We start from the raw sequence: 19,364 nt of genomic DNA on the forward strand, positions 1-19,364 counted from the left end.
CCTGAGCGACACCGGGCCGCTCCGTAACCATCCGTGACCAGGCGCCCCGACGACCTGTCGGCGCCCTCGTTTGCCTATTGACTTTTTCCTGCGCTCTGATCCAAACTAGGTGCAGGCGGGACACATGTACACGAAGCCTCTTATCGCGAGGTCATCGTGCTGGCTCTTTCGTCCTCAGCGTCTGAGGGTCAGCATCGTGCCCACGCCGCGCCTTGTCTCCTGATGGCCGCTGGCCGGTCAGCCTGAGGGGGTTTCGGTGGAGCATAGACCGGCGGGCAGGCACGAGGGAGACTGATTCAGCAACCTTCCAGGTAAATTCATGCTGTCACCTCGCTCGCAGCGGCACAAGGAAGTCAAGGACAGCCTCAAGGCGACGCCGCACCCGGTCTGGGTCGAGGACATGATCGAGTCCCTGGCCGACCAGTGGAAGGCTGCGGTCTACACGCCGCCGATCGCGCGGACGATGACGGAGCCGGTCGACCACGAGACGTGGAGCCTGCTCATCCGGGAGTTCTTTTGCGTCGTCGAGGCGTTCCCGAAGTACATGGGGCTGAGCCTGGCCAAGACGACGTATGGCCAGACGCCGCGCGACTTTCTGGTGCGCGACTGGCTCATCGGCAACATCCGGGTCGAGGCGCTGCACGTGCGCTGGTACCTCGACTGGGCGGCGGGGCATGGCATCAGCGCGTCGGAGATCACGAGCCACCGTCCGAGCACGGAGGTCGCCTCGCTCTTCGAGTGGCTCTGGTCGGTGTCTTACCGCGGCTCGCTCGCGGAGGCGGTGGGCGCGGTCAACTACGCGATCGAGGGGATCACCGGCGAGTGGTCCCGCGTGGTGCTGCCGGCCTTCACCAAGCTCTACGGTGAGGGGAGCAAGTCGCTGACGTGGCTGGCCGCGCATGCGAATTACGATGACGCTCACCCGCGCGAGGCGCTCGAGATCGTGAAGCTCGCGACCACCTCTGCCGAGGAGATCCGCCGGGTGCACTCGAGCGTCGGCCGTTCGCTCGAGCTGTTCGAGCGCGCGCTCAAGGCCTGCAGCGTCCCGAGCCGCGGCAGCTGACCCACCCCGGCGCGGCGCGCCCCAGGCATCCAATCAGCCGCGTCCGCCCGCCTCGACTCGACCCATCGAGCCTTCGGGCGCAGAACGAGTCCCCTCACAGACGCCGGGGAGTACCGCGAGCGCCTCTTCCCCTTCTCAGGCGTCCTCGACTCTTCCAGGGCTGACCGCCATTCAGCGCACGATCGCCGCTGAATTCAGGCCGAGGTCTCGCCGAAACAGGCCTCGTGTCTCCCGCTCCAAAGCGGCGGTCAAGCAGCCTTTCTATCCCGAGCCCCTCTCCTCTCTTTGACCTCCAGCGCTGCAGAGCGGGGCTCACCCGCACAGGAGACGGGCCCAGATCGGCGTTTTCGGCGCGGAGGCGTACTCCAGTACGCCGAGCACCGAAAACGTCGAGGTGGGCCCGTATCCGAAGCGGGTGAGCCCCGCTCAGCGGCCGTAGACGGCTTTGCGGACCTTCTTTCTCAGGTCGTCGAGCACGAAGGGCTTCGTGATGTAGTGGCGCGCGCCAGCCTGGATGCCGGCGATGACGTCCATCGGATCCGACTTGGCGGTAAGGAAAATGACCGGTACCCGGCGCGTCGGCTCGTTCTCGCGGAGTCGCTTCGTCATGCTCACCCCGTCGAGCTTCGGCATCATGATGTCCACGATCACGAGATCCGGCCGCGGCTCCTGCTGCGCCAACGCCAAACCGTCGACCCCGTTCGTCGCGACAACGGTGTCGAACTCGTCGCTGAGGAACCGGGCGATCATCGCCGCCGTGTCCTCCTCGTCCTCCACCACCAGAACTCTCTTTTTTGTCGCGGTCACCATGCGCCGGCAAAGGATAGCGCGAAGCGAACGACGGGGGCCGTTGGTGGGTCAATTTTTCCAGGAACATTGGAGCCCCATCAATTTTCTTCACTGTCACCGCAACCTGGGCCCTCAGTGGAGGCCGCGGCAACGAGACCGCTCGGCGCGCGCAACCCACGGCTCCTCGCCAAGCAGCGCTGTCTCGGGCACAGGCGCGATGTCATGAGAGCCGGCCACGCCGGGCCACTCGATATCTCTTCGAGCCGCTCCAGTGACCCGGATGGATGACGCAGAGACCGACTCGGCCCGCGACCGGACGCCGCCAGGCGGGCGCTCCCTGGCGCGACGGGCGCTCCCTGGCGCGACGGGCGCTCCCAGCACGCCCGCCGCGCCAGGGAGCGCCGGGCGTGAATCAGCTCACTTTGCTGAAGGAGGCCGAGCGCTCAGGCCGCGCCGGCCGCCGCGCGCTCGAGCAGCGAAGCGAGGCGATCGAGCTGCATCGGCTCCACGAACGTGCTGCCGATGTCGCGCATCAGCACCGTCCGGACCGTGGAGCCGCGGCGCTTCTTGTCGAGCGACAGGAAGCGCAGCGCGGCGGAGACCGGCTCGTCCTCGATGCGGGTCGGCAGCCCGAGCCGGGCGAGCAGGCGGATGACCCGATCGGCCGCCGCGCGGTCGGTCACGCCGAGCGAGCAGCCGACGCGGAGCATCGCCACCATGCCGAGCGCCACCGCCTCGCCGTGGGCCAGCCGGACGAACCCGCCCTCCGCCTCGAGGGCGTGCCCGAGCGTGTGGCCGAAGTTGAGGAGGGCGCGGTCGCCCGACTCGCGCTCGTCGCGGACGACGATGGCCGCCTTCACCGCGATCGAGCGGCGGATGATCTCGGCGAGCAGGCCGGGGTCGCGCGCGAGGACGCGGTCGGCCTCGCGCTCCAGCAGCGTGTGCAGCTCCGGCTCGCCGATGCAGGCCGTCTTCACCACCTCGGCGAGCCCGCTGCGGAAGGCGCGGTCGGTCTCGGTCGCGAGCGCCGCCGGGCTCGCGACGACTGCGGACGGCTGGTGGAAGGTGCCGACGGCGTTCTTCGCGGGGCCGAGGTCGACCCCGGTCTTGCCGCCGACCGAGGCGTCGACCATCGAGAGGAGCGTCGTCGGCGCGGCGACCCAGCGGACGCCGCGGAGGAGCGTGGAGGCAGCGAAGCCGCCGATGTCGGTCACCACGCCCCCGCCGTGCGCGAGCACCACCGCGTCGCGGTCGGCGCCCGCGTCGAGCATCGCCGTGAGCGCAGCCTCGACGGCCGAGAGCCGTTTGTGCTCCTCGCCGGGCCGGAGGACCGTGACCGCCGCGGCCGGCTTGCCCTGCGCCGCGAGGGCGTCGAGCAGCGGCGCGCCCCAGAGGCGGCTCACGTTCTCGTCCGTGACAACGAAGACGGACGACGGCGCGAGCGCCGCGACGGCGTCCGCCGCGGACGCCGCCGCGTCGAAGGCGACGCGCACGGCGTAGCTCTTGTCGCCGAGCGGCACGAAGAGCGGGCGATCTGCGTAGGCGCGGAGGACCCGCGCGGCGACCTCCTCGGGCGCGACGCCGTCCGTCACGACGCGCGCGTGCGCCTCGGCGTACACGGGCGCGCGCGCGGCCAGGAGCTCGCGGATGCGCGCCTCCCGATCCGGCGCGCCGTCGAGGAGCGGGCGCGTGCCGCTCGGCGTGCGCGCGGCGATCGTGCGCGGGCTCGCGCTGAGCGCGACGACGCAGCCGCGCTCGAGCGCCTCGCCGCGCAGCGCCGGGTCGACCAGGGCGCCGCCGCCGAGGGCGATGACGCGCGGGCCGCGCGTGGCGAGGAGCCGGCGCAGGGTCGCCGCCTCCAGCGCGCGGAAGCCGGCCTCGCCGCGCGAGGCGAAGAGCGACGGGACGCTCTCGCCGGCCTCCGCCGTGATGACGCTGTCGAGGTCGAGGAACGGGAGGCCTGCGCGCGCGGCCGCGATGCGGCCGGCGGTGGTCTTTCCGGCCCCCATGAAGCCGGTGAGCAGGAGCGGAGGTGCGTCGGAGGGGAAGTCCATGGCGTTCAGTACGAGCGGACCTGCTGGAGGTAGGTGTCGACGTTGCGCGAGAGCTCGGTGAGGCTGTCGCTGCCGAACTTCTCGAGCAGGGCCGCGGCGAGCGTGATCGACACCATGGCCTCGCCGACGACCGAGGCGGCCGCGACGGCGCAGACGTCGCTCCGCTCGAAGGCCGCGTCGAACTGCTCCTTGGTGCGCACGTCGACCGAGGGGAGCGCGCGCTTCAGGGTGGCGATCGGCTTCATGGCGGCCCGGCAGATGAGGGGCATGCCGTTCGTGATGCCGCCCTCGAGGCCGCCGGCGCGGTTCGACGGGCGGGTGAACGCGCTCGACGCCTGATCATAGCCGATGGGGTCGTGCACCTCGGAGCCCGAGATGCGCGCGGCCTCGAAGCCGATGCCGATCTCGACGCCCTTGATCGCCTGGATGCTCATCAGCGCCTGCGCGAGCCGGCCGTCGAGCTTGCGGTCCCACTGCACGTGGCTCCCGAGCCCGGGCGGCAGGCCGGTGGCGATCACCTCGAAGACGCCGCCGAGCGTGTCGCCCCGGTGCGCGGCCTCGCGGATGGCGTCGCGCATCGCCTGCGCGGCCGTGGCGTCCACGCACGCGAGGTCGGAGGCGCGGGCGCGCTCGCGGAGCTCGGTGAGCGGGAGGTCGCCCCCGCCCGAGGCCGCGGAGATCGGCGACTGCACCGGCCCGATCGAGAGCACGTGGGCGAAGACCTCGACGCCGACCGACCGGAGGAGCTTGCGGCAGACGCCGCCCACGGCGACCCGCGCCGCTGTCTCGCGCGCGCTCGCCCGCTCGAGCACGTCGCGCAGGTCCCGCCGGGCGTACTTGAGGCCGCCGGCGAGATCCGCGTGGCCGGGCCGCGGGCGGGTCAGCGCCTCGGGCGGCTCGGGGAACGGCTCGGGGCCCATCCGCCCGGCCCAGCTCGCGTGATCGCGGTTCTCGATCACCATGGCGATGGGGCCGCCGAGCGTCTCGCCGCCGCGCACGCCGGCGACGAGGCGGACGCGATCGGTCTCGATCTTCATCCGCCCGCCGCGCCCGTAGCCGCGCTGGCGCCGCGCCAGATCCTCGTCGATGTCCTCCGCGAGGAGCGGCATGCCCGCCGGAATACCCTCGACGGTCGCCACGAGCTCCGGCCCGTGCGACTCGCCGGCCGAAAGCCACCTGAGCTGCGTCATCGTCTGCAAAACCTCCTCTGCGCCCGGAGCTCCGGGCCAAGCTTGCTGCGTATTACAGGTCGATCTGCTCCACGTCGACGCCCTGCGCCAGAGATCGGCCGGCGCCGCCCGCTTCGGCCTGGATCGGGGGCCGCCCCGCACCGTCCTCAACGTGGGTCGGGGATCGGCTGCCGCCGTCCCCTCCGACGTGGGTCGAGGATCGGCTGCCGCCGTCCCCTCCGACGACCTGCTCGCCCAGGAACCGGGACGCCACCGCGGCGAAGCTCTTCGGCAGATCGGTGACGAGCAGCGCCAGGTTGCCCGGCGCGCTCCGCGACGTCGCGAGCCCGCGCTCGGCCAGGAACGACGCCACCTCGTCCGCGGTCGCCGACGCGCTGTCGACGATCGGCAGGGGGCCGCCGGCGAGCGCCGCCGTCTCGGCCTCGATCGCGGCGCGAAGGAGCGGGAAGTGCGTGCAACCGAGCACGATGGAGCGGGCTCCCGCGCCGATGAGCGGCTCCAGGTACCGCCGCGCGACGAGGCGCGGGACCTCGCCGTCGACCCAGCCCTCCTCCGCCAGCGAGACGAGCAGCGGGGCCGCCTGGCCGGCGACCTCGGTGCGCGTGCTGAGCGAAGCGACGGCCCGGGGATAGGCGCCGGACGCGATGGTCCCGGCCGTCCCGAGCACGCCGATCGTCGCGCCGCGCGAGGCGGCCACGGCGGCTCGCGCGCCGGGAAGAATGACCCCGAGGACCGGCAGGTCGAGCTCGACCCGGAGCATGTCGAGCGCGACGGCGCTCACCGTGTTGCACGCGACGACGATCGCCTTCACCCGGCGCTCGATCAGCACGCGCGCGCAGCCGAGCGCGTAGCGGACCACCGTCTCGGGAGACCGGGTGCCGTACGGGACGCGCGCCGTGTCGCCGAGGTAGACAATGTCCTCCGCGGGACAGCGCCTGCGCAGCGCGCGGACGACCGTGAGGCCGCCGAGCCCCGAGTCGAACACGCCGAGCGGCGCGTCGCCGTGGGACGTCACGGCTCCTCGATGCGGAACAGGTGCGGCGGCTCGCGCAGGAAATGCTCGCGCGCGATCGCGTCGAGCGCGCTCCGGACGAGCCCCTCCGGCGCGTCGTGCGTGATGAGCACCACGTCGACCGCGGGCTCGCGGGCCGCCGTGCCGCCAGCCGGCGCCGCGCCCTTGGTCGGGCCCTGCTGCACGATCTGCTCGATGCTGACCCCCGCGTCGCCCAGCGCCCCGGCCAGGCGGCCCATGACGCCCGGGCGGTCCTCGACCGCGAAGCGCAGGTAGTACCGGGAGACGGTCTCGCTGAGCGGGCGTACCGGGCGAGGCTTGATCGACATGCCGCGGCCCTGCATGCCGGCGACGCCCGAGGCGATCGAGCGCGCGACGTCGAGGACGTCGGAGACGACGCTGACCGCTGTCGGCAGGTCGCCGGCGCCGCGGCCGTAGACGAGCGACGGACCGACGGCGCGCCCCTCGAGGAGCACGGCGTTGAGGACGCCGGAGACGTTGGCGAGCACGCTCTGCTTCGGGATCAGCGTGGGGTGCACGCGCAGCTCGATGGAGCCACCGAGATCGCGGCCGATCGCGAGGTGCTTGATGGTGTAGCCGAAGCGATCGGCGTAGCGGTGGTCGGCCTCCTCGATGGTGCGGATGCCGGACGTGTGGACGTCCTTGCTGTCGACCTGCGCCCCGAAGGCGAGCATCGCGAGCACGATGAGCTTGTGCGCGGCGTCGTGGCCGTCGACGTCGAGCGACGGATCGGGCTTCTCGGCGTAGCCGAGATCCTGCGCCTCGCGCAGCGCGGCGTCGAACGACGCGCCCGTGTCGCGCATGCGCGTGAGGATGTAGTTGCAGGTGCCGTTCAGGATCGCGGTGACGCGCTCGACCCAGTCGCTCGCGAACGCGTCGCGGAGCGTGCGGATGATCGGGATGCCGCCGCCGACCGCCCCCTCGAACGCGAGGTCGACCTGGCGCGCCGCGGCCCGCGCGAGGAGCGCGGGGCCGTGGGCCGCGAGCAGCAGCTTGTTCGCGGTGACCACGCCCTTGCCGCGGTCGATGGCGCGCTCGATCAGGGCGCGCGCGGGCGTCTCGCCGCCCATCACCTCGACGACGAGGTCGATCGAGGGGTCGTCGACCACCTCCTCCGCGCTCGTGGTGAGCAGGGTGCGATCCAGGGCCGAGACGCGCTCCTTCTCGAGATCGCGCACGACCACGCGCTTGACCACGAGGGGCACGCCGGCGCGCTCCGCGAGGTAGCCGGAGTTCTCGGCGAGCAGGCGGAGGACGCCGCCGCCGACCGTCCCGCAGCCGAGGAGCCCGATCTGGATCGGGGCGCCGCCGCGCAGGCGCCTGCGATCGCTGGCGGCGTGGGGTTCAGGGTTCAAGTTCAAGGGCGAACCGCCTTCCGTCTTCATGCGCGCGGAGCTTAGCGCTTCTCGCGCCGAGAGGTGACGCCTATGCTGCGCGGGCCATGGCGGAAACGATCAAGGGCGTTCTGGGCGAGCAGTTCGGCTTCCACGTGGGCGAGGACGGGGGCGTCGCGGAGCGAGGGCCGCTGCTCCCGCTGCGCGTGCTCGTCGTCGCCGATCTCGTCCCCCGCGATCCGCACAACGCCGGGGCCAGCCCGCCGGCGGGCGCGAGCCGGGTCGACCCGAGCCGGTTCGATAACCTCTTCACGATGCTCCGGCCGCGGATCGCGGTCGACGTGCCGAGCGTGCTCGCGGGCGGCCGGACGGCGCGCGTCGACCTGTCGCCCACCAGCCTGAAGAGCTTCCGGCCCGACGCGCTCTGCGCCGAGGTGCCGCTCCTGCGCTCGCTGCTCGACGGCCGGCGCGTGCTCGACCGGCTGCGCGACGGCTCGTCCACGCTCGATCAGGCGCGCGCCGAGCTCGATCGGCTGTGGGGCGGCGCCTCGCTCGTGCGCGACATCCTCGGGCTGCTCCCGGAGCGCGAGGGCGCCTCACGCGCCGAAGGCTCCTCGCGCGCCGGCGCGCCGACGCCCGCGGCAGCGCGCTCCGCTGCGCCGGCGCCCGGGGCGGGCGCCGACGTCGACGCGCTACTCTCGATGGTCGACCTCGGCGGGGGCGGCGGCGGGGACGCCGGCGCGGCGGCGCCGGGCGGCCTCGCCGAGGAGCCCGCGCAGCCCGCGGAGGGCGGGCGGTTCTCGGCGCTCATCGCGACGGTGGCGGCGAGCGCTCGCCCGCGCGCGGGGCAGCCCGCCCGCCCCGCCGAGGCGATCGCGCAGCTCGAGCGCGCGATCGGCGCGCAGCTCGGCGCGATCCTGCAGCACCCGGAGGTGCGGCGCCTCGAGGAGGCGTGGCGGGGGCTGAGCCTGCTCGTGGACCGCGTGAAGGCGGCGGAGGGCGTCCGGATCGAGGTCGTCAGCGCGCGGCCGGACGAGGCGGCGGGCGCGCTCGCGCGGGTGCTCGCGCAGACGGCGAGCACCGAGCCGCCGGCGTCGGTCGCGATCGTGGACGTCGCGATCGACGGCACCGCCGCCTCGCTCGCGCGGCTCGAGGAGATCGCGCGCGTCGCCGAGGCGCACGCGCTCCCCGCCGTGGTGAACGGCGCCGCGGGGCTGCTCGGGGTCGACGACCTCGGCGGCGTCGAGCGGCTCGACAACAAGTCCGCGCTGTTCCGGGCGCCGCACCGCGCGCCCTGGCGCTCCGCCGCGGCGCGGCATTGCATGCGCTGGGTCGCGATCGCCATGAACCGCGCGCTCGGCCGCATGCCGTACGACAGGTCGACCTCGCGCATCCGGGAGGCGGCGATCGTCGAGCAGCCGGCCGACGAGGGCGGCCGCGTCTGGATCTCGCCGGCGTACCTCGTCGGCGCGCTGATCGCGGGGAGCTTCCGCGAGACGGCGTGGCCCTGCCGCATCGCGGGCGCGAAGGGCGGCGGCGTGCTCGGGGACCTGCCGGTCCACGAGGTGAAGGGCGCCTATGAGGGCGACGAGGGCGTCGCGATCCCGACCGAGGCGTTCGTGTCGACGGACACCCAGCGCGATCTCGCGAAGAGCGGCGTGCTCCTGCTCGCGTCGGCCCCGAACAGCGACGCGGTCTACGTCCTCACCGCGCCGACGGCCTACGTTCCGCCGGAGAAGCTCACGTACGACAGCCCCACCGCCGAGCCGGGGGAGCGCCTCGAGCGGGTCTCGCTGGTCGATCAGCTCTTCGTCGCGCGCGTCGTTCAGTTCCTCCGCGCGCTCTGCGCGAAGCTGCCGCCGGACAGCGACCCGGCGGAGGTCCAGCCGGTCGTCGAGGGGGCGCTGTGGACGCTGTTCGAGAACGCGGCGCCGGCCAGCATCGAGCTCTCGGTGAAGGCGGGCCGCGGCGAGGGCGGCGCGCAGGTGGCCGTCACGGTGCGCCCGCGCCGCTTCCTCGGGGTCGGGCTCGACGAGGTGTCGCTCGAGCTGCCGCTCGGCTGAGGCCGCCAGGCCCGGCGAGGCGAGCAGAAGAGAGAGCGCGCGCGAGCGGAGGAGGAGAGGAATTGACGCCGCCCGGCTCCGGGAACAAGGATGTCGCCGATGCGGTTGCGCGTCGCGATCCTCATGGCCGTCCTGGCCACCCTCGTCACGACCTGTCAGAGGCGGCCGGCGCCCCAGGCGCCGGCGGCTTGCGGATGCCGCACCAGGTAGCGTCGGCGGGTACGTAGGTAGGGCGTCGAGCTCTATCTGGCGTCGACGCGGCCGGGACATGCGCCGCGGCGAAGCGCCAGGATCACGTCGACCCGCCCTGCTGCCCTGCCGCAGTTCCCGCGGGCGGCGGGACACGACCGAAGTTGTCGTCGATCGCCTGGAAGATGTTGCAGAGCGGGTAGATCTCGAAGTTGTGATGAGAGTACGCGGGCCAGGAGCGAAGCTGGCTCAGCAGCACCTCATGCGAGCTCGCGTTCATGATGCAGACACCCCGGTTGGGCAGCACGTAGTGCGCGCAGTCGAGCGTCCCATCCTCGAGCATCCGCGAGACGTGCTCCCTGATCGACCGGTTGAGAGCCGCCCAGTCCGTCTCCGGGCGACTCGCCTTCTCATTGAGAAACACAAGAAACTTCATCGAGCATGTCCTTTCAATCGTGATCTCACGCGCCGGCGGAGGTGGCCTCGGCCGCGCCGCCCCCCGCGATGTCAGGCCGTCGCGCGCCCGCTGGAGAGCGGCGCGGCGCTCCGGCCGAGGAGCCGCCAGAAGACCTGGAGGTTACCCTGGATCATCCGGGGCAGCTGGAACAGCTCGGCCACGCGCCGCTGCCCCGCCTGGCCGAGCCGCCTGGCGAGCGCCGGATCCGCGAGCAGCTTGAGCTGCGCGGCGGCGAGGCGCTCCACGTCGACCTCCCTCACGTCGGTCGCCGTCTGCCGCACGGGAACGAGCAAACCGGACTCGCCGTCCTGCACGATCTCCGAGAGCCCGCCGGCGCTGGCCGCGATCACCGGCACCCCCGACGCCATCGCCTCGATGGCCGTGAAGCCGAAGGGCTCGTAGAGCGAGGGCACCAGCGCCATGTCTGCGATCCGATGCAGGAACCGCAGCTGCTTGCGCGGCAGCTTGCCGAGCTGCTTCACCCGCGATCCGAGCGACGCGTAGCGCGCCGAGAGCTCCTGGATCATCCGGGTCGACTCGCGCGAGTCCGTGCCGCCCGCCAGCAGGTAGACGACGCGCGAGCGCTCGGCGAGCACGCGCTCGGCCGCGGCGAAGACCGCCGGGATGCCCTTCTGCGGGTGGATCCGGCCCGTGTAGAGCACCACCGCCTCGTCGGGCTCGGCCACGGTGCGGCGCAGCTCCGCGAACGTCGCCTCGGGATAGGCGGGGGTGAAGAAGGGATCCAGGTTCAGGGCGCAGTGGATCATGTCGATCTTCTGCGCCGGCAGGCCGAACGTCTCGCGGATGAGCGATCGCATCGACTCGCTCACCGTGATCACGTGGGTGCTCCCGTCGTAGAAGCGCTTCTCCTGCTCCACGATCTCCGGATCGGGGGCCTGACCCCACCAGCGCTCCGTCGGCTCGGAGAGGTGGTGGCTGGTCCCGACGACAGGGACGCCGAGCTCCGCGGCGATGCGGCGGCCGGCGTCGCGGGTGTGCCACTGGTGGAAGTGGACGATGTCCGGGCGCCACGAGGCGAGGTGCTCCTTCGCGTACCGGACCAGGTCGTCGTTGAAGGTCAGGATCCCCTGGACCAGGGAGGCCCCGGAGGCGCTGTTGAACGTCTCCTTGCGGGGCGCGATGAGGTGCACCTCCAGGTTCTGCTGGTGCAGCACGGCAGGCTCGCCCGGCGTGTAGGCGAGCACCGTCACAGCGCAACCGGCGCGCGCGAGCCCGTTGGCGAGCTCGAAGACGTAGGTCCCGACGCCGCCGCTCACCTTGGGCGTGTACTCCATCGCGACGAGGAGCACCCTCAACAACCCGTTTGCGTTATCCATGCGATTCCCTCTGGATGGCCGTGCGTTGCGCTGACGGCCGAGCGAAAACTCCACCCTGCTGCCGCGTCATACGTCCGTTGGATCTCCCTCGGCGAGCTCCGCCAGCTTCTCCAGGAGCGCCCTGACCTGCGGATCATCGCCGCCCGCGCTCCCCTGGAGAGCCACGACCACCGCGGCCATCGTGGCCACCGTCTGCGCCTCGAAGAGCATCTGCAGGGGCACCTCGAGGTGGAAGCTCTCGCGCAGCCTGCCGATCACCGCCGTGGCGAGCAGCGAGTGGCCCCCCAGCTCGAAGAAGTTGTCGTCCACGCCGACCTCGTCGATGCCGAGGACCTCCTGCCAGATGCGCGCGATGGTGCGCTCATCGTCGGTGCGCGGCGGGACGAGCGCCGTGCGGAGCCGCGGGCGGGGGTGCGACTGGACCGCCGCGCCTGCGGGCGACGGGGTCGCGTCGGCGAGCGGCTCCGCCGCGGCGTCAGCAGGCGCGGCGGGGATGAGCCCGCCCTGCGCGAGCGTCCCCGGCTCGATCCAGTAGCGCCGGCGCTCGAAGGGGTACGTCGGCAGGGAGAGCCGCAGCCGGCGCGCCCCCGCGTGCAGGGCCCGCCAGTCGACGTCGACGCCGGCGATCCACGCGCGGCCCAGCGTCTCGAACAGGTGGACGTCGTCCGCGGCCGCGTCCGTGGGGTGCGGGAGCGAGTGCAGCGCGCCGCCGTCGCCAGCGAAGGTCTTCTGCTGGCGCGCGATGGTCACCAGCGAACGACCCGGCCCCACCTCGAGCAGCACCCGGTCCGGCCGCTCGGCGAGCACCTCGATCCCGGCGGCGAAGCGGACGGTCTTGCACAGGTGGCGCACCCAGTACGCCGGGTCCTGCGCCTCCTGCGCGGTGATCCACGTGCCGGTCACGTTGGAGATGAAGGGCAGCCGCGGCGCGCTCAGGCGGACCCGCTTCAACTGCTCGGCGAACGGCCCGACGATGGGCTCGAGCAGCGGCGAGTGGTAGGCGTGCGAGGTCCGGAGGCGGCGCGCGCCGACGCCCATCGCGCCGAGGCGGCGCTCCAGGTCGGCGATGGCCTCCACCGGGCCCGAGGCCACGCAGAGCGACGGCGCGTTCACCGCCGCGATCCCGAGCGGGTGCTCGACGAGGCGCGACAGCTCGGCCTCGGGCAGGTTCACCGAGAGCATCGCGCCCGGCGGCAGCGACTGCATCAGCCGGCCGCGGGCCACGACGAGGGCGAGCGCGTCGCTCAGCGACAGCACCCCGGCCAGGCACGCGGCCACGTACTCGCCCACGCTGTGGCCGATCATCGCCGCGGGCGTGACGCCCCAGGACATCCACATCTGGGCGAGCGCGTGCTCGATCAGGAACAGGAGGGGCTGCGCGAGCTCGGTGCGATCGACGGCGGCGCGCGCGACCTCGGTCGGCTCCGTCCCGGGGTAGAGCAGCTCCCGCGGATCCTGCTTCATCAGGGGCCGGAGGATGGCGGCGCCCTCGTCGACGTATCGGCGAAACACCGGCTCGTTGGCGTAGAGCCGCGCCCCCATCTGCACGTGCTGCGCGCCCTGGCCGGGGAACATGAACACCACGGGGCGGCCGGCGCGCTGCTCGTGGCCGGTGAAGGCCCGGCCGGCGGCTTCCTCGAGCGCCGCCGCCGCGCTGGCCGCGTCCTTGCCGTCGCAAACGAGCGCGCGGCGGTGAGGAAAGCGCTGCCTGCCGACCTGCAGCGTGTGGGCCAGGTCGGCGACGTTCGTGTCGGGGTGCCTCCGGAGGTGGCGCGAGAGGCGCGCTGTCATGGCGTCGAGCGCCGACGGGCTCTTCGCGGACAGCACGAGGACCTGCCGGTCCCGCGCCGGCGGCTCCGACAGGCGCGCCGGCGGCTCTTCCAGGATCACGTGCGCGTTCGTGCCGCCCATCCCGAACGAGCTCACGCCCGCGCGCCGCGGCTGCGCGCCGGCCTCCCACGGCGTGAGGGAGGTGCAGACACGGAACGGCGAGGACTCCCACGGGATCGTGGGGTTCGGGGTCTCGCAGTTGATGCTGGGCGGGAGCAGGCGGCGATGCAGCGCGAGGGTCGCCTTGATGAGGCCCGCCGCGCCCGAGGCCGCGTCCAGGTGGCCGATGTTCGCCTTGAGCGAGCCGATGGCGCAGAAGCCCTTCGCCTGCGTCTGCTCGCGGTACGCGCGGGTGAGCGCCTGGATCTCGATCGGATCGCCGAGCGCCGTGCCCGTGCCGTGCGTCTCCACGTACCCGATGGTCTCGGCGGGGATGTCGGCGTTGGCCAGCGCCTCGGTGATCACCTGAGCCTGCCCGTCCACGCCCGGCGCGGTGTATCCCGCCCGGAGCGCCCCGTCGTTGTTGACCGCGGAGCCGCGGATGACCGCGTAGATGGGGTCGCCGTCGGCGATCGCGTCCTCGAGCCGCCGCAGCGCCAGGACGCCGGCGCCGCTGCCGAAGACGATGCCGCTGGCGTTCGCGTCGAAGGGGCGGCACCGGCCGTCGGGGGAGAGGATGCTCCCCTCGATGTAACGGTAGCCGTGCTGCACGCCCAGGTTGATGGAGACGCCGCCCGAGAGCGCCAGATCGCACTCGTGGTTGAGCAGGCTCTGGCAGGCGACGTGGATGGCCACGAGCGAGGTCGAGCAGGCGCTCTCCACGAGGAAGCTCGGGCCCTTGAGGTCGAGCTTGTACGAGGCGCGCGTGGTCAGGAAGGAGTTGGCGTTGCCGAGGTTGACCTGCAGCGGATCGAGCGTGGCGAGCAGCGCTGGGTTGGAGAGGATGTTGAAGACGAGGTACGAGCTCAGCGCGGCGCCGCCGAAGACGCCCACCAGGAGGTCCTGGTCGGCGGGGGCGTGGCCGGCGTCCTCGAGCGCCTCCCAGGCGCACTCCAGGAAGACGCGCTGCTGCGGGTCGATGAGCTCCGCTTCCCGCGGCGTGTAGCCGAAGAAGCCGGCGTCGAACGTGGCCGGGTCGCGCAGCGACGCCGCCGCCTTCACGAAGCGCGGATCGCGGCGCTGGTGCTCGGCCACGCCGCGCGCAGCGAGCTCTTCCTCGGTGAACGTCTCGATGGATTCGACGCCATCGCACAGGTTCTGCCAGAGCTCCTCGAGGCTCTCGGCACCGGGGAAACGACCTGCGATCCCGATGATGGCGATCTCGTTGCCATTGGCGTGGCTCATGGAAGGCGACTCCTACTTCGCGTCTTGCTTGCGTTGGTGGCGCTCGCGGCGGCGTGCGCCCCGGCTCCGACGATCGTCGTGGGCGTCGTCGGGGTCGTGCCCTCCGGCGACGCGCCGCGCGAGCGCGGTCACGGTGGGGTTCTCGAAGAGGCTGACCGCCGGCAGGGACAGGCCGAGCTCGCGCTTGATCTCCGCGATGAGGCGCAAGCCCAGCACGGAGTTGCCGCCCAGATCGAAGAAGCTGTCGTGCGGGCCCACCCGCTCGACGCGGAGCACGCGCTCCCAGATCCTCGCCATGATGTGCTCCGCGTCCCCCGGCGCCGGCAGCGGGCGCGGGGCCGCGCCCGTCGCGGGCTCGTCCGTCACGCCCAGCGCCGTCATCAGCTCCCGCGCGACGCGCCGGCTCTCCTCGGCCGCCGCCTCGATCGAGCGCGTGGACACCACGATCCGCGCCGCGGGGCGCGAGAGGGCCCGCTCCAGCACCTCCGGCCCCTCGGCCGGCCTGATCGCGTGCGCGAGCAGCTGCGCGCGCATCCCCTCCAGCGCCCCGGAGACGGCGGTGGTGACGGCCTGCCCGACCTCGGCCCACGTGTCCCACGCGAGCGCGATCACGTTGGCGCGGCCCTCCTGGGCGCACCGCTCCGCGAACGCCTCCTGGAAGGCGTTCGCGGCGACGTGGTCGACCTGGCCCAGGTCGCCCGTGGCCGCGGTCCGGGACGAGCAGAGGACGAAGAAGTCGAGCGGCGTGCCGGCGAGGAGCCGATCGAGGACGAGCGTCCCCTGCACCTTCGGCCTCAGCACCTGCGCAACGGCGTCGCGGTCCTTGGCCTGGATGAGGCCCCCGGCGGGGACGCCGGCCGCGTGGATCACGCCGTGGAGCGCGCCGAAGCGCTCCTGGACCTGCCCGAGCGCGCGCCCGACCTGCTCGGGATCCGCCACGTCGGCGCCCAGCACCAGCACCTCCGCGCCGAGCGCCTCGATCGCCTGCACGCGGCGGATCCGGGCCGAGGTGACGTCGTCCTCCGGGTGGTCGGCGAGCCAGGCAGGCCACGCCTCGCGCTCGGGCAGCTCGGCGCGCCCGACGAGCGCGAGGCGCGCCTGCGCCCGCCGCGCCAGGTGCTCGGCCATGACGAGGCCGATGCCACCGAGGCCGCCGGTGATGAGGTACGTCCCGCGGGGCCTCAGCACCGGCGACGCCGGCGGGTCGAGCCGCGCCGGATCGAACGCCTGCACCAGCCGCCGGGCGCCGCGGAGCGCCACCACCGCGCTCTGCGCGGGCCCCTCCACCTCGGCCGCGAGCCGGTCCAGCGTGAGCTCGCTCAGCGCCGTGCCCGCGATGTCGATCAGCGCGCACGTGACGCCCGGCTGCTCCAGCGGCAGCACCCGGCAGGGGCCGAGGGCCAGCGTCCGCTCGGGCCGCACCACCTCGCCCTCCGATACGGCCTCGATACCGCTCCCGACCACCGCGAGGTGGAGGGGCCGCGCCTCGGAGGAGGCGCCGAGGGCCTTGCCGAGCGCGATCAGGGCGTCCAGCCCGAGCCGCCGCGCGTGCTCGACAGGGTCGGCGCCGGCCGGCGGTTCCAGCAGGCCCCAGGTGTAGACGATCCGGTCGGGGCGCCGCCCCGCGCGCTCCAGCTCGGCGAGCAGCGACGCGTAGGCGTCCTCCCGCTCGGGGTCGAGCTCGTAGGTTTTGCCGTCGACCTGGCGCAGCGCCGTCCCGGGCGCGACCGTCGTCACGTCGTGGCCCCTCGCGGCGAGCCGGGCCGCGACCTGAGGCCCCACCCCGCCGGGATCGACGAAGACCAGCCAGCGCGCCCCCGCGGGGGTCGCCGGGGCCGGCGACGGAGCGCGCCGCCACGAGGGCAGGTAGAACCAGTCCGCGAGCTCGCGCCGCTCCGCGGGGGCGAGCTCAGGCCGGCTCGCGCCGGCGGGGCGGGGATCGATCCAGAAGCGGCGGCGCTCCCACGGGTAGGTCGGCAGCGGGACGCGCCGCCGCTGCTCGTGCGCCGACGCGCGGGCGAAATCGACCTTCACCCCCAGCGCCCAGAGCCGCCCGAACGTCGTCAGCAGCACCTCGGTGTCCGGGCGCTCCTCGACCGGGGAGCGCATCGACGTGAGCATCACCGCGCCGCTGTCGGGCGCGGCCTGGAGCCGCGCCAGCGAGCTCAGGACCCGGCCCGGGCCCACCTCGAGCAGGACGCGACCGGGCTCCTCGAGGAGCGTCCGCACCCCGTCGCCGAAGCGCACCGTCTGGCGCAGGTGCCTCACCCAGTAGTCGACGCTCGTCGCGTCGCTCTCGGTGATCCACGTGCCCGTCACGCTGGACACGAACGGGCGCTCGGGCGCTCCGAGCCGCAGCGTGCGGAGGAACGCGGCGAACGCCGGCATGATGCCCTCGATGAGGTGCGAGTGGGCGGCGACGTCGATGTGGACGCGCCGGACCTCGACGCCGCGCTGCTCGAGCGCCGCCGCGAGCTCCTCGATCGCGGCCTCGTCGCCGGACATCACGCCCTGCTCCGGCCCGTTGACCGCGGCGATCGACAGCCGATCGCTGCAGAGCTTCCGCAGCTCGGGCTCCGGCAGCTCCACGCTCAGCATCGCGCCCTTCGGCACGCCCTCGAACAGGCGGCCGCGCTCGGCCACGAGGGCCAGCGCGTCCTCCAGCGAGAAGACGCCGGCCAGGCAGGCAGCGGCATACTCGCCCATGCTGTGCCCGATCATGGCGGTGGGCTCCACGCCCCAGTCCATCCAGAGCCGGGCGAGGGCGTACTCGACGGCGAACAGCGCGGGCAGGGCGACGCCGGTGCGCGTCAGGCGGGCTTCCTGGGCGCCGCCCGCGGCGCGAGACGCGGTCGAATAGATGACGTCCCGCAGGTGGACGCCGAGGCGGGGCGCCAGGATGTCACCGCACGCGTCGATGTGCTGGCGGAAGGTCGGCTCGTGCTCGTAGAGCCACGCGCCCATACCCGGGTGCTGGGCGCCGCCGCCGGGGAACATGAACACCACCTGGCGGCTTCGGGCGTCGCCCGAGGCCGAGCGCTGCGGTGGCAGCTCGGCGAGGGCGCGCGCCGCGTCCGCCGCGTCCGAGCAAACGACCGCTCGCCGGTGCGGGAGCGCCCGGCGCCCGACCTGGAGCGTGTAGGCCACGTCGGCGATCGGCAGCTCCGGGTGCTGCTCCAGGTGGCGGGCCAGATCGGCCGTCGCCCGGTCCAGGGCGGCGGTCGTCTTCGCCGACAGCACGAGCAGCTGGTGGGGTCGCGAGGGCCCCGACGGCGACCGCGGCGGGGCCTCCTCGAGGATCACGTGCGCGTTGGTGCCGCCGATCCCGAAGGAGCTCACGCCAGCGCGGCGACGCCCCCCGGCGCGCGCCCAGGGCTGCAGCGCGGCGTTGACGAAGAACGGGCTCTCCTGCCATTCGAACCGCGGGTTCGGCCGCTGGAAGTGCAGCGTGGGCGGCAGCTCCCCGTGCTCGATCGCGAGCACGCCCTTCATCAGGCCGGCCACGCCGGCGGCGGCGTCGAGGTGGCCGATGTTCGACTTCACCGAGCCGAGCGCGCAGAACTTCGCGTCGCCCGTCGCCCCCCGGAACACGCGCGTCAGCGCCTCGACCTCCACCGGATCGCCGAGCGCGGTCGCGGTGCCGTGCGCCTCGATGAGCCCGATGCTTTCCGGCGACACGCCGGAGATCGACTGCGCCCGGGTGATGACCTCCACCTGCCCTTCGACGCTGGGCGCCGTGTAGCCGAGCTTGGCCGAACCGTCGTTGTTGATCGCGCTCCCCTTGATGACGGCGTGGATGTGATCGCCGTCCGCGAGCGCGTCCGAGAGCCGCTTCAGGACCACGACGCCGACGCCGCTGCCGAAGATCGTGCCGCCCGCGTCGGCGTCGAAGGGCCGGCAGTGCCCGTCCGGCGAGGCGATGCCCTCGGGCTGGTAGCGGTAGCCGGTGCGCTGCGGCACCTGCACCGCGGCGCCGCCGGCGATCGCGACGTCGCACTGGTAGCCGAGCAAGCCCTGGCAGGCGAGGTGGACGGCCACCAGCGAGGTCGAGCACCCCGTCTGCACCGTGACGCTCGGCCCCCGCAGATCCAGGAGATAGGACAGCCTGGTGGCCAGGAAGTCCTTGTCGTTCCCGATCATGATCTGGAAGCTGTCGTCCGCGTCGAACAGGTCCGGGCGCGACGCCAGGTTGTAGAGCAGGTACGTGCTCAGCCCGGCCCCCGCGAACACGCCCACCGTGCGTCCGGCGTCCGGCACGCAGGCCGCGCGCTCCAGGGCCTCCCAGGCGCACTCCAGGAACAGCCGGTGCTGGGGGTCCATGAGCTCGGCCTCGCGGGGCGAGTAGCCGAAGAACGCGGCGTCGAATCGGTCGACGTCGTCGAGCACGGCGCCCGCCTTGACGAAGCCCTCGGCGCTCAACGCCTCCCGCGAGACGCCGCGGGACAGGAGCTCGTCGTCGCTGAAGGGGCGGATGCACTCCACCCCTTCGCGCAGGACGCGCCAGAAGTCCTCGACGCTCTGGGCTCCAGGGAGCCGGCAGGACATCCCGACGACCGCGATGTCGAAGGAGTCGTCGGGGGAATCGGACGACGTATCGGGGGAGTGCAGATGATCCTCGCTCATGGATGGATGCTCTTTGCTGTCCGCTGTTGTCTCTCTGCGTGAACCCTTCGCGCTGGCG

General features: G+C 73.2%; 11 protein-coding genes. 2 read left to right on the forward strand and 9 right to left on the reverse strand.

Going from position 1 to position 19,364, the window contains the following annotated elements; translation table 11 throughout:
* The first annotated feature begins 319 nt into the window (after window positions 1-319).
* Window positions 320-1,063 (forward strand): TenA family transcriptional regulator, encoded by a 744-nt coding sequence (locus tag WME85_RS30100; protein ID WP_436623099.1) that lies wholly within the window; start codon window positions 320-322, stop codon window positions 1,061-1,063.
* A 426-nt stretch (window positions 1,064-1,489) separates the two neighbouring features.
* On the opposite strand, the gene WME85_RS30105 is transcribed toward WME85_RS30100, so the two are convergent.
* The 5 genes from WME85_RS30105 to WME85_RS30125 form a co-directional block, all read right to left on the reverse strand.
* Window positions 1,490-1,843: a response regulator transcription factor gene (locus WME85_RS30105; RefSeq protein ID WP_437662103.1), complete on the reverse strand. Its 354-nt coding sequence runs from the start codon at window positions 1,841-1,843 to the stop codon at window positions 1,490-1,492.
* A gap of 452 nt (window positions 1,844-2,295) precedes the next feature.
* On the reverse strand, window positions 2,296-3,906 hold the full coding sequence (gene aroB / locus WME85_RS30110; protein WP_437826192.1) for a 3-dehydroquinate synthase: 1,611 nt from the start codon (window positions 3,904-3,906) through the stop codon (window positions 2,296-2,298).
* 5 nt (window positions 3,907-3,911) lie between these two features.
* Window positions 3,912-5,096, reverse strand: coding sequence for a chorismate synthase (gene aroC, locus WME85_RS30115; protein WP_437302471.1), 1,185 nt, complete (start codon window positions 5,094-5,096; stop codon window positions 3,912-3,914).
* 52 nt (window positions 5,097-5,148) lie between these two features.
* Window positions 5,149-6,111: a glutamate racemase gene (murI, locus tag WME85_RS30120; RefSeq protein ID WP_437826194.1), complete on the reverse strand. Its 963-nt coding sequence runs from the start codon at window positions 6,109-6,111 to the stop codon at window positions 5,149-5,151.
* Window positions 6,108-7,490 carry a homoserine dehydrogenase gene (locus WME85_RS30125; RefSeq protein ID WP_437826196.1) on the reverse strand — a complete coding sequence of 461 codons (1,383 nt, stop codon included), beginning with the start codon at window positions 7,488-7,490 and terminating at the stop codon, window positions 6,108-6,110. The genes murI and WME85_RS30125 overlap by 4 nt, the downstream gene beginning before the upstream one ends.
* 80 nt (window positions 7,491-7,570) lie before the next feature.
* Between WME85_RS30125 and WME85_RS30130 the strand changes: the two genes are divergently transcribed.
* Window positions 7,571-9,526 (forward strand): type VI secretion system contractile sheath domain-containing protein, encoded by a 1,956-nt coding sequence (locus WME85_RS30130; RefSeq protein WP_437826198.1) that lies wholly within the window; start codon window positions 7,571-7,573, stop codon window positions 9,524-9,526.
* 292 nt (window positions 9,527-9,818) lie between these two features.
* Here WME85_RS30130 and WME85_RS30135 read toward each other — a convergent pair whose 3' ends face one another.
* The 4 genes from WME85_RS30135 to WME85_RS30150 all read right to left on the reverse strand — a co-directional run bounded on the left by WME85_RS30135 (window position 9,819) and on the right by WME85_RS30150 (window position 19,306).
* Window positions 9,819-10,151 carry a hypothetical protein gene (locus tag WME85_RS30135; RefSeq protein WP_437826200.1) on the reverse strand — a complete coding sequence of 111 codons (333 nt, stop codon included), beginning with the start codon at window positions 10,149-10,151 and terminating at the stop codon, window positions 9,819-9,821.
* Between the two features lie 71 nt (window positions 10,152-10,222).
* On the reverse strand, window positions 10,223-11,509 hold the full coding sequence (locus tag WME85_RS30140) for a glycosyltransferase family 4 protein (protein ID WP_437826201.1): 1,287 nt from the start codon (window positions 11,507-11,509) through the stop codon (window positions 10,223-10,225).
* Window positions 11,510-11,575: 66 nt separating this feature from the next.
* Window positions 11,576-14,683: a type I polyketide synthase gene (locus tag WME85_RS30145; RefSeq protein ID WP_437826204.1), complete on the reverse strand. Its 3,108-nt coding sequence runs from the start codon at window positions 14,681-14,683 to the stop codon at window positions 11,576-11,578.
* A 12-nt stretch (window positions 14,684-14,695) separates the two neighbouring features.
* Complete coding sequence (locus tag WME85_RS30150) at window positions 14,696-19,306, reverse strand: SDR family NAD(P)-dependent oxidoreductase (protein WP_437826206.1); 4,611 nt, start codon at window positions 19,304-19,306, stop codon at window positions 14,696-14,698.
* Between the last annotated feature and the right edge of the window lie 58 nt (window positions 19,307-19,364).

The sequence above is a fragment of the Sorangium sp. So ce1153 genome (genome assembly GCF_051521595.1).
In the GTDB taxonomy this organism is placed as follows: domain Bacteria; phylum Myxococcota_A; class Polyangia; order Polyangiales; family Polyangiaceae; genus Sorangium.

What these genes read in the sequence shown, in the direction of transcription:
- aroB (WP_437826192.1), bottom strand. Translation starts at nt 3,906, where the DNA reads ATGGACTTCCCCTCCGACGCACCTCCGCTCCTGCTCACCGGCTTCATG.
- WME85_RS30135 (WP_437826200.1), bottom strand. Translation starts at nt 10,151, where the DNA reads ATGAAGTTTCTTGTGTTTCTCAATGAGAAGGCGAGTCGCCCGGAGACG.
- WME85_RS30130 (WP_437826198.1), top strand. Translation starts at nt 7,571, where the DNA reads ATGGCGGAAACGATCAAGGGCGTTCTGGGCGAGCAGTTCGGCTTCCAC.
- aroC (WP_437302471.1), bottom strand. Translation starts at nt 5,096, where the DNA reads ATGACGCAGCTCAGGTGGCTTTCGGCCGGCGAGTCGCACGGGCCGGAG.
- WME85_RS30145 (WP_437826204.1), bottom strand. Translation starts at nt 14,683, where the DNA reads ATGAGCCACGCCAATGGCAACGAGATCGCCATCATCGGGATCGCAGGT.
- WME85_RS30100 (WP_436623099.1), top strand. Translation starts at nt 320, where the DNA reads ATGCTGTCACCTCGCTCGCAGCGGCACAAGGAAGTCAAGGACAGCCTC.
- WME85_RS30140 (WP_437826201.1), bottom strand. Translation starts at nt 11,509, where the DNA reads ATGGATAACGCAAACGGGTTGTTGAGGGTGCTCCTCGTCGCGATGGAG.
- WME85_RS30150 (WP_437826206.1), bottom strand. Translation starts at nt 19,306, where the DNA reads ATGAGCGAGGATCATCTGCACTCCCCCGATACGTCGTCCGATTCCCCC.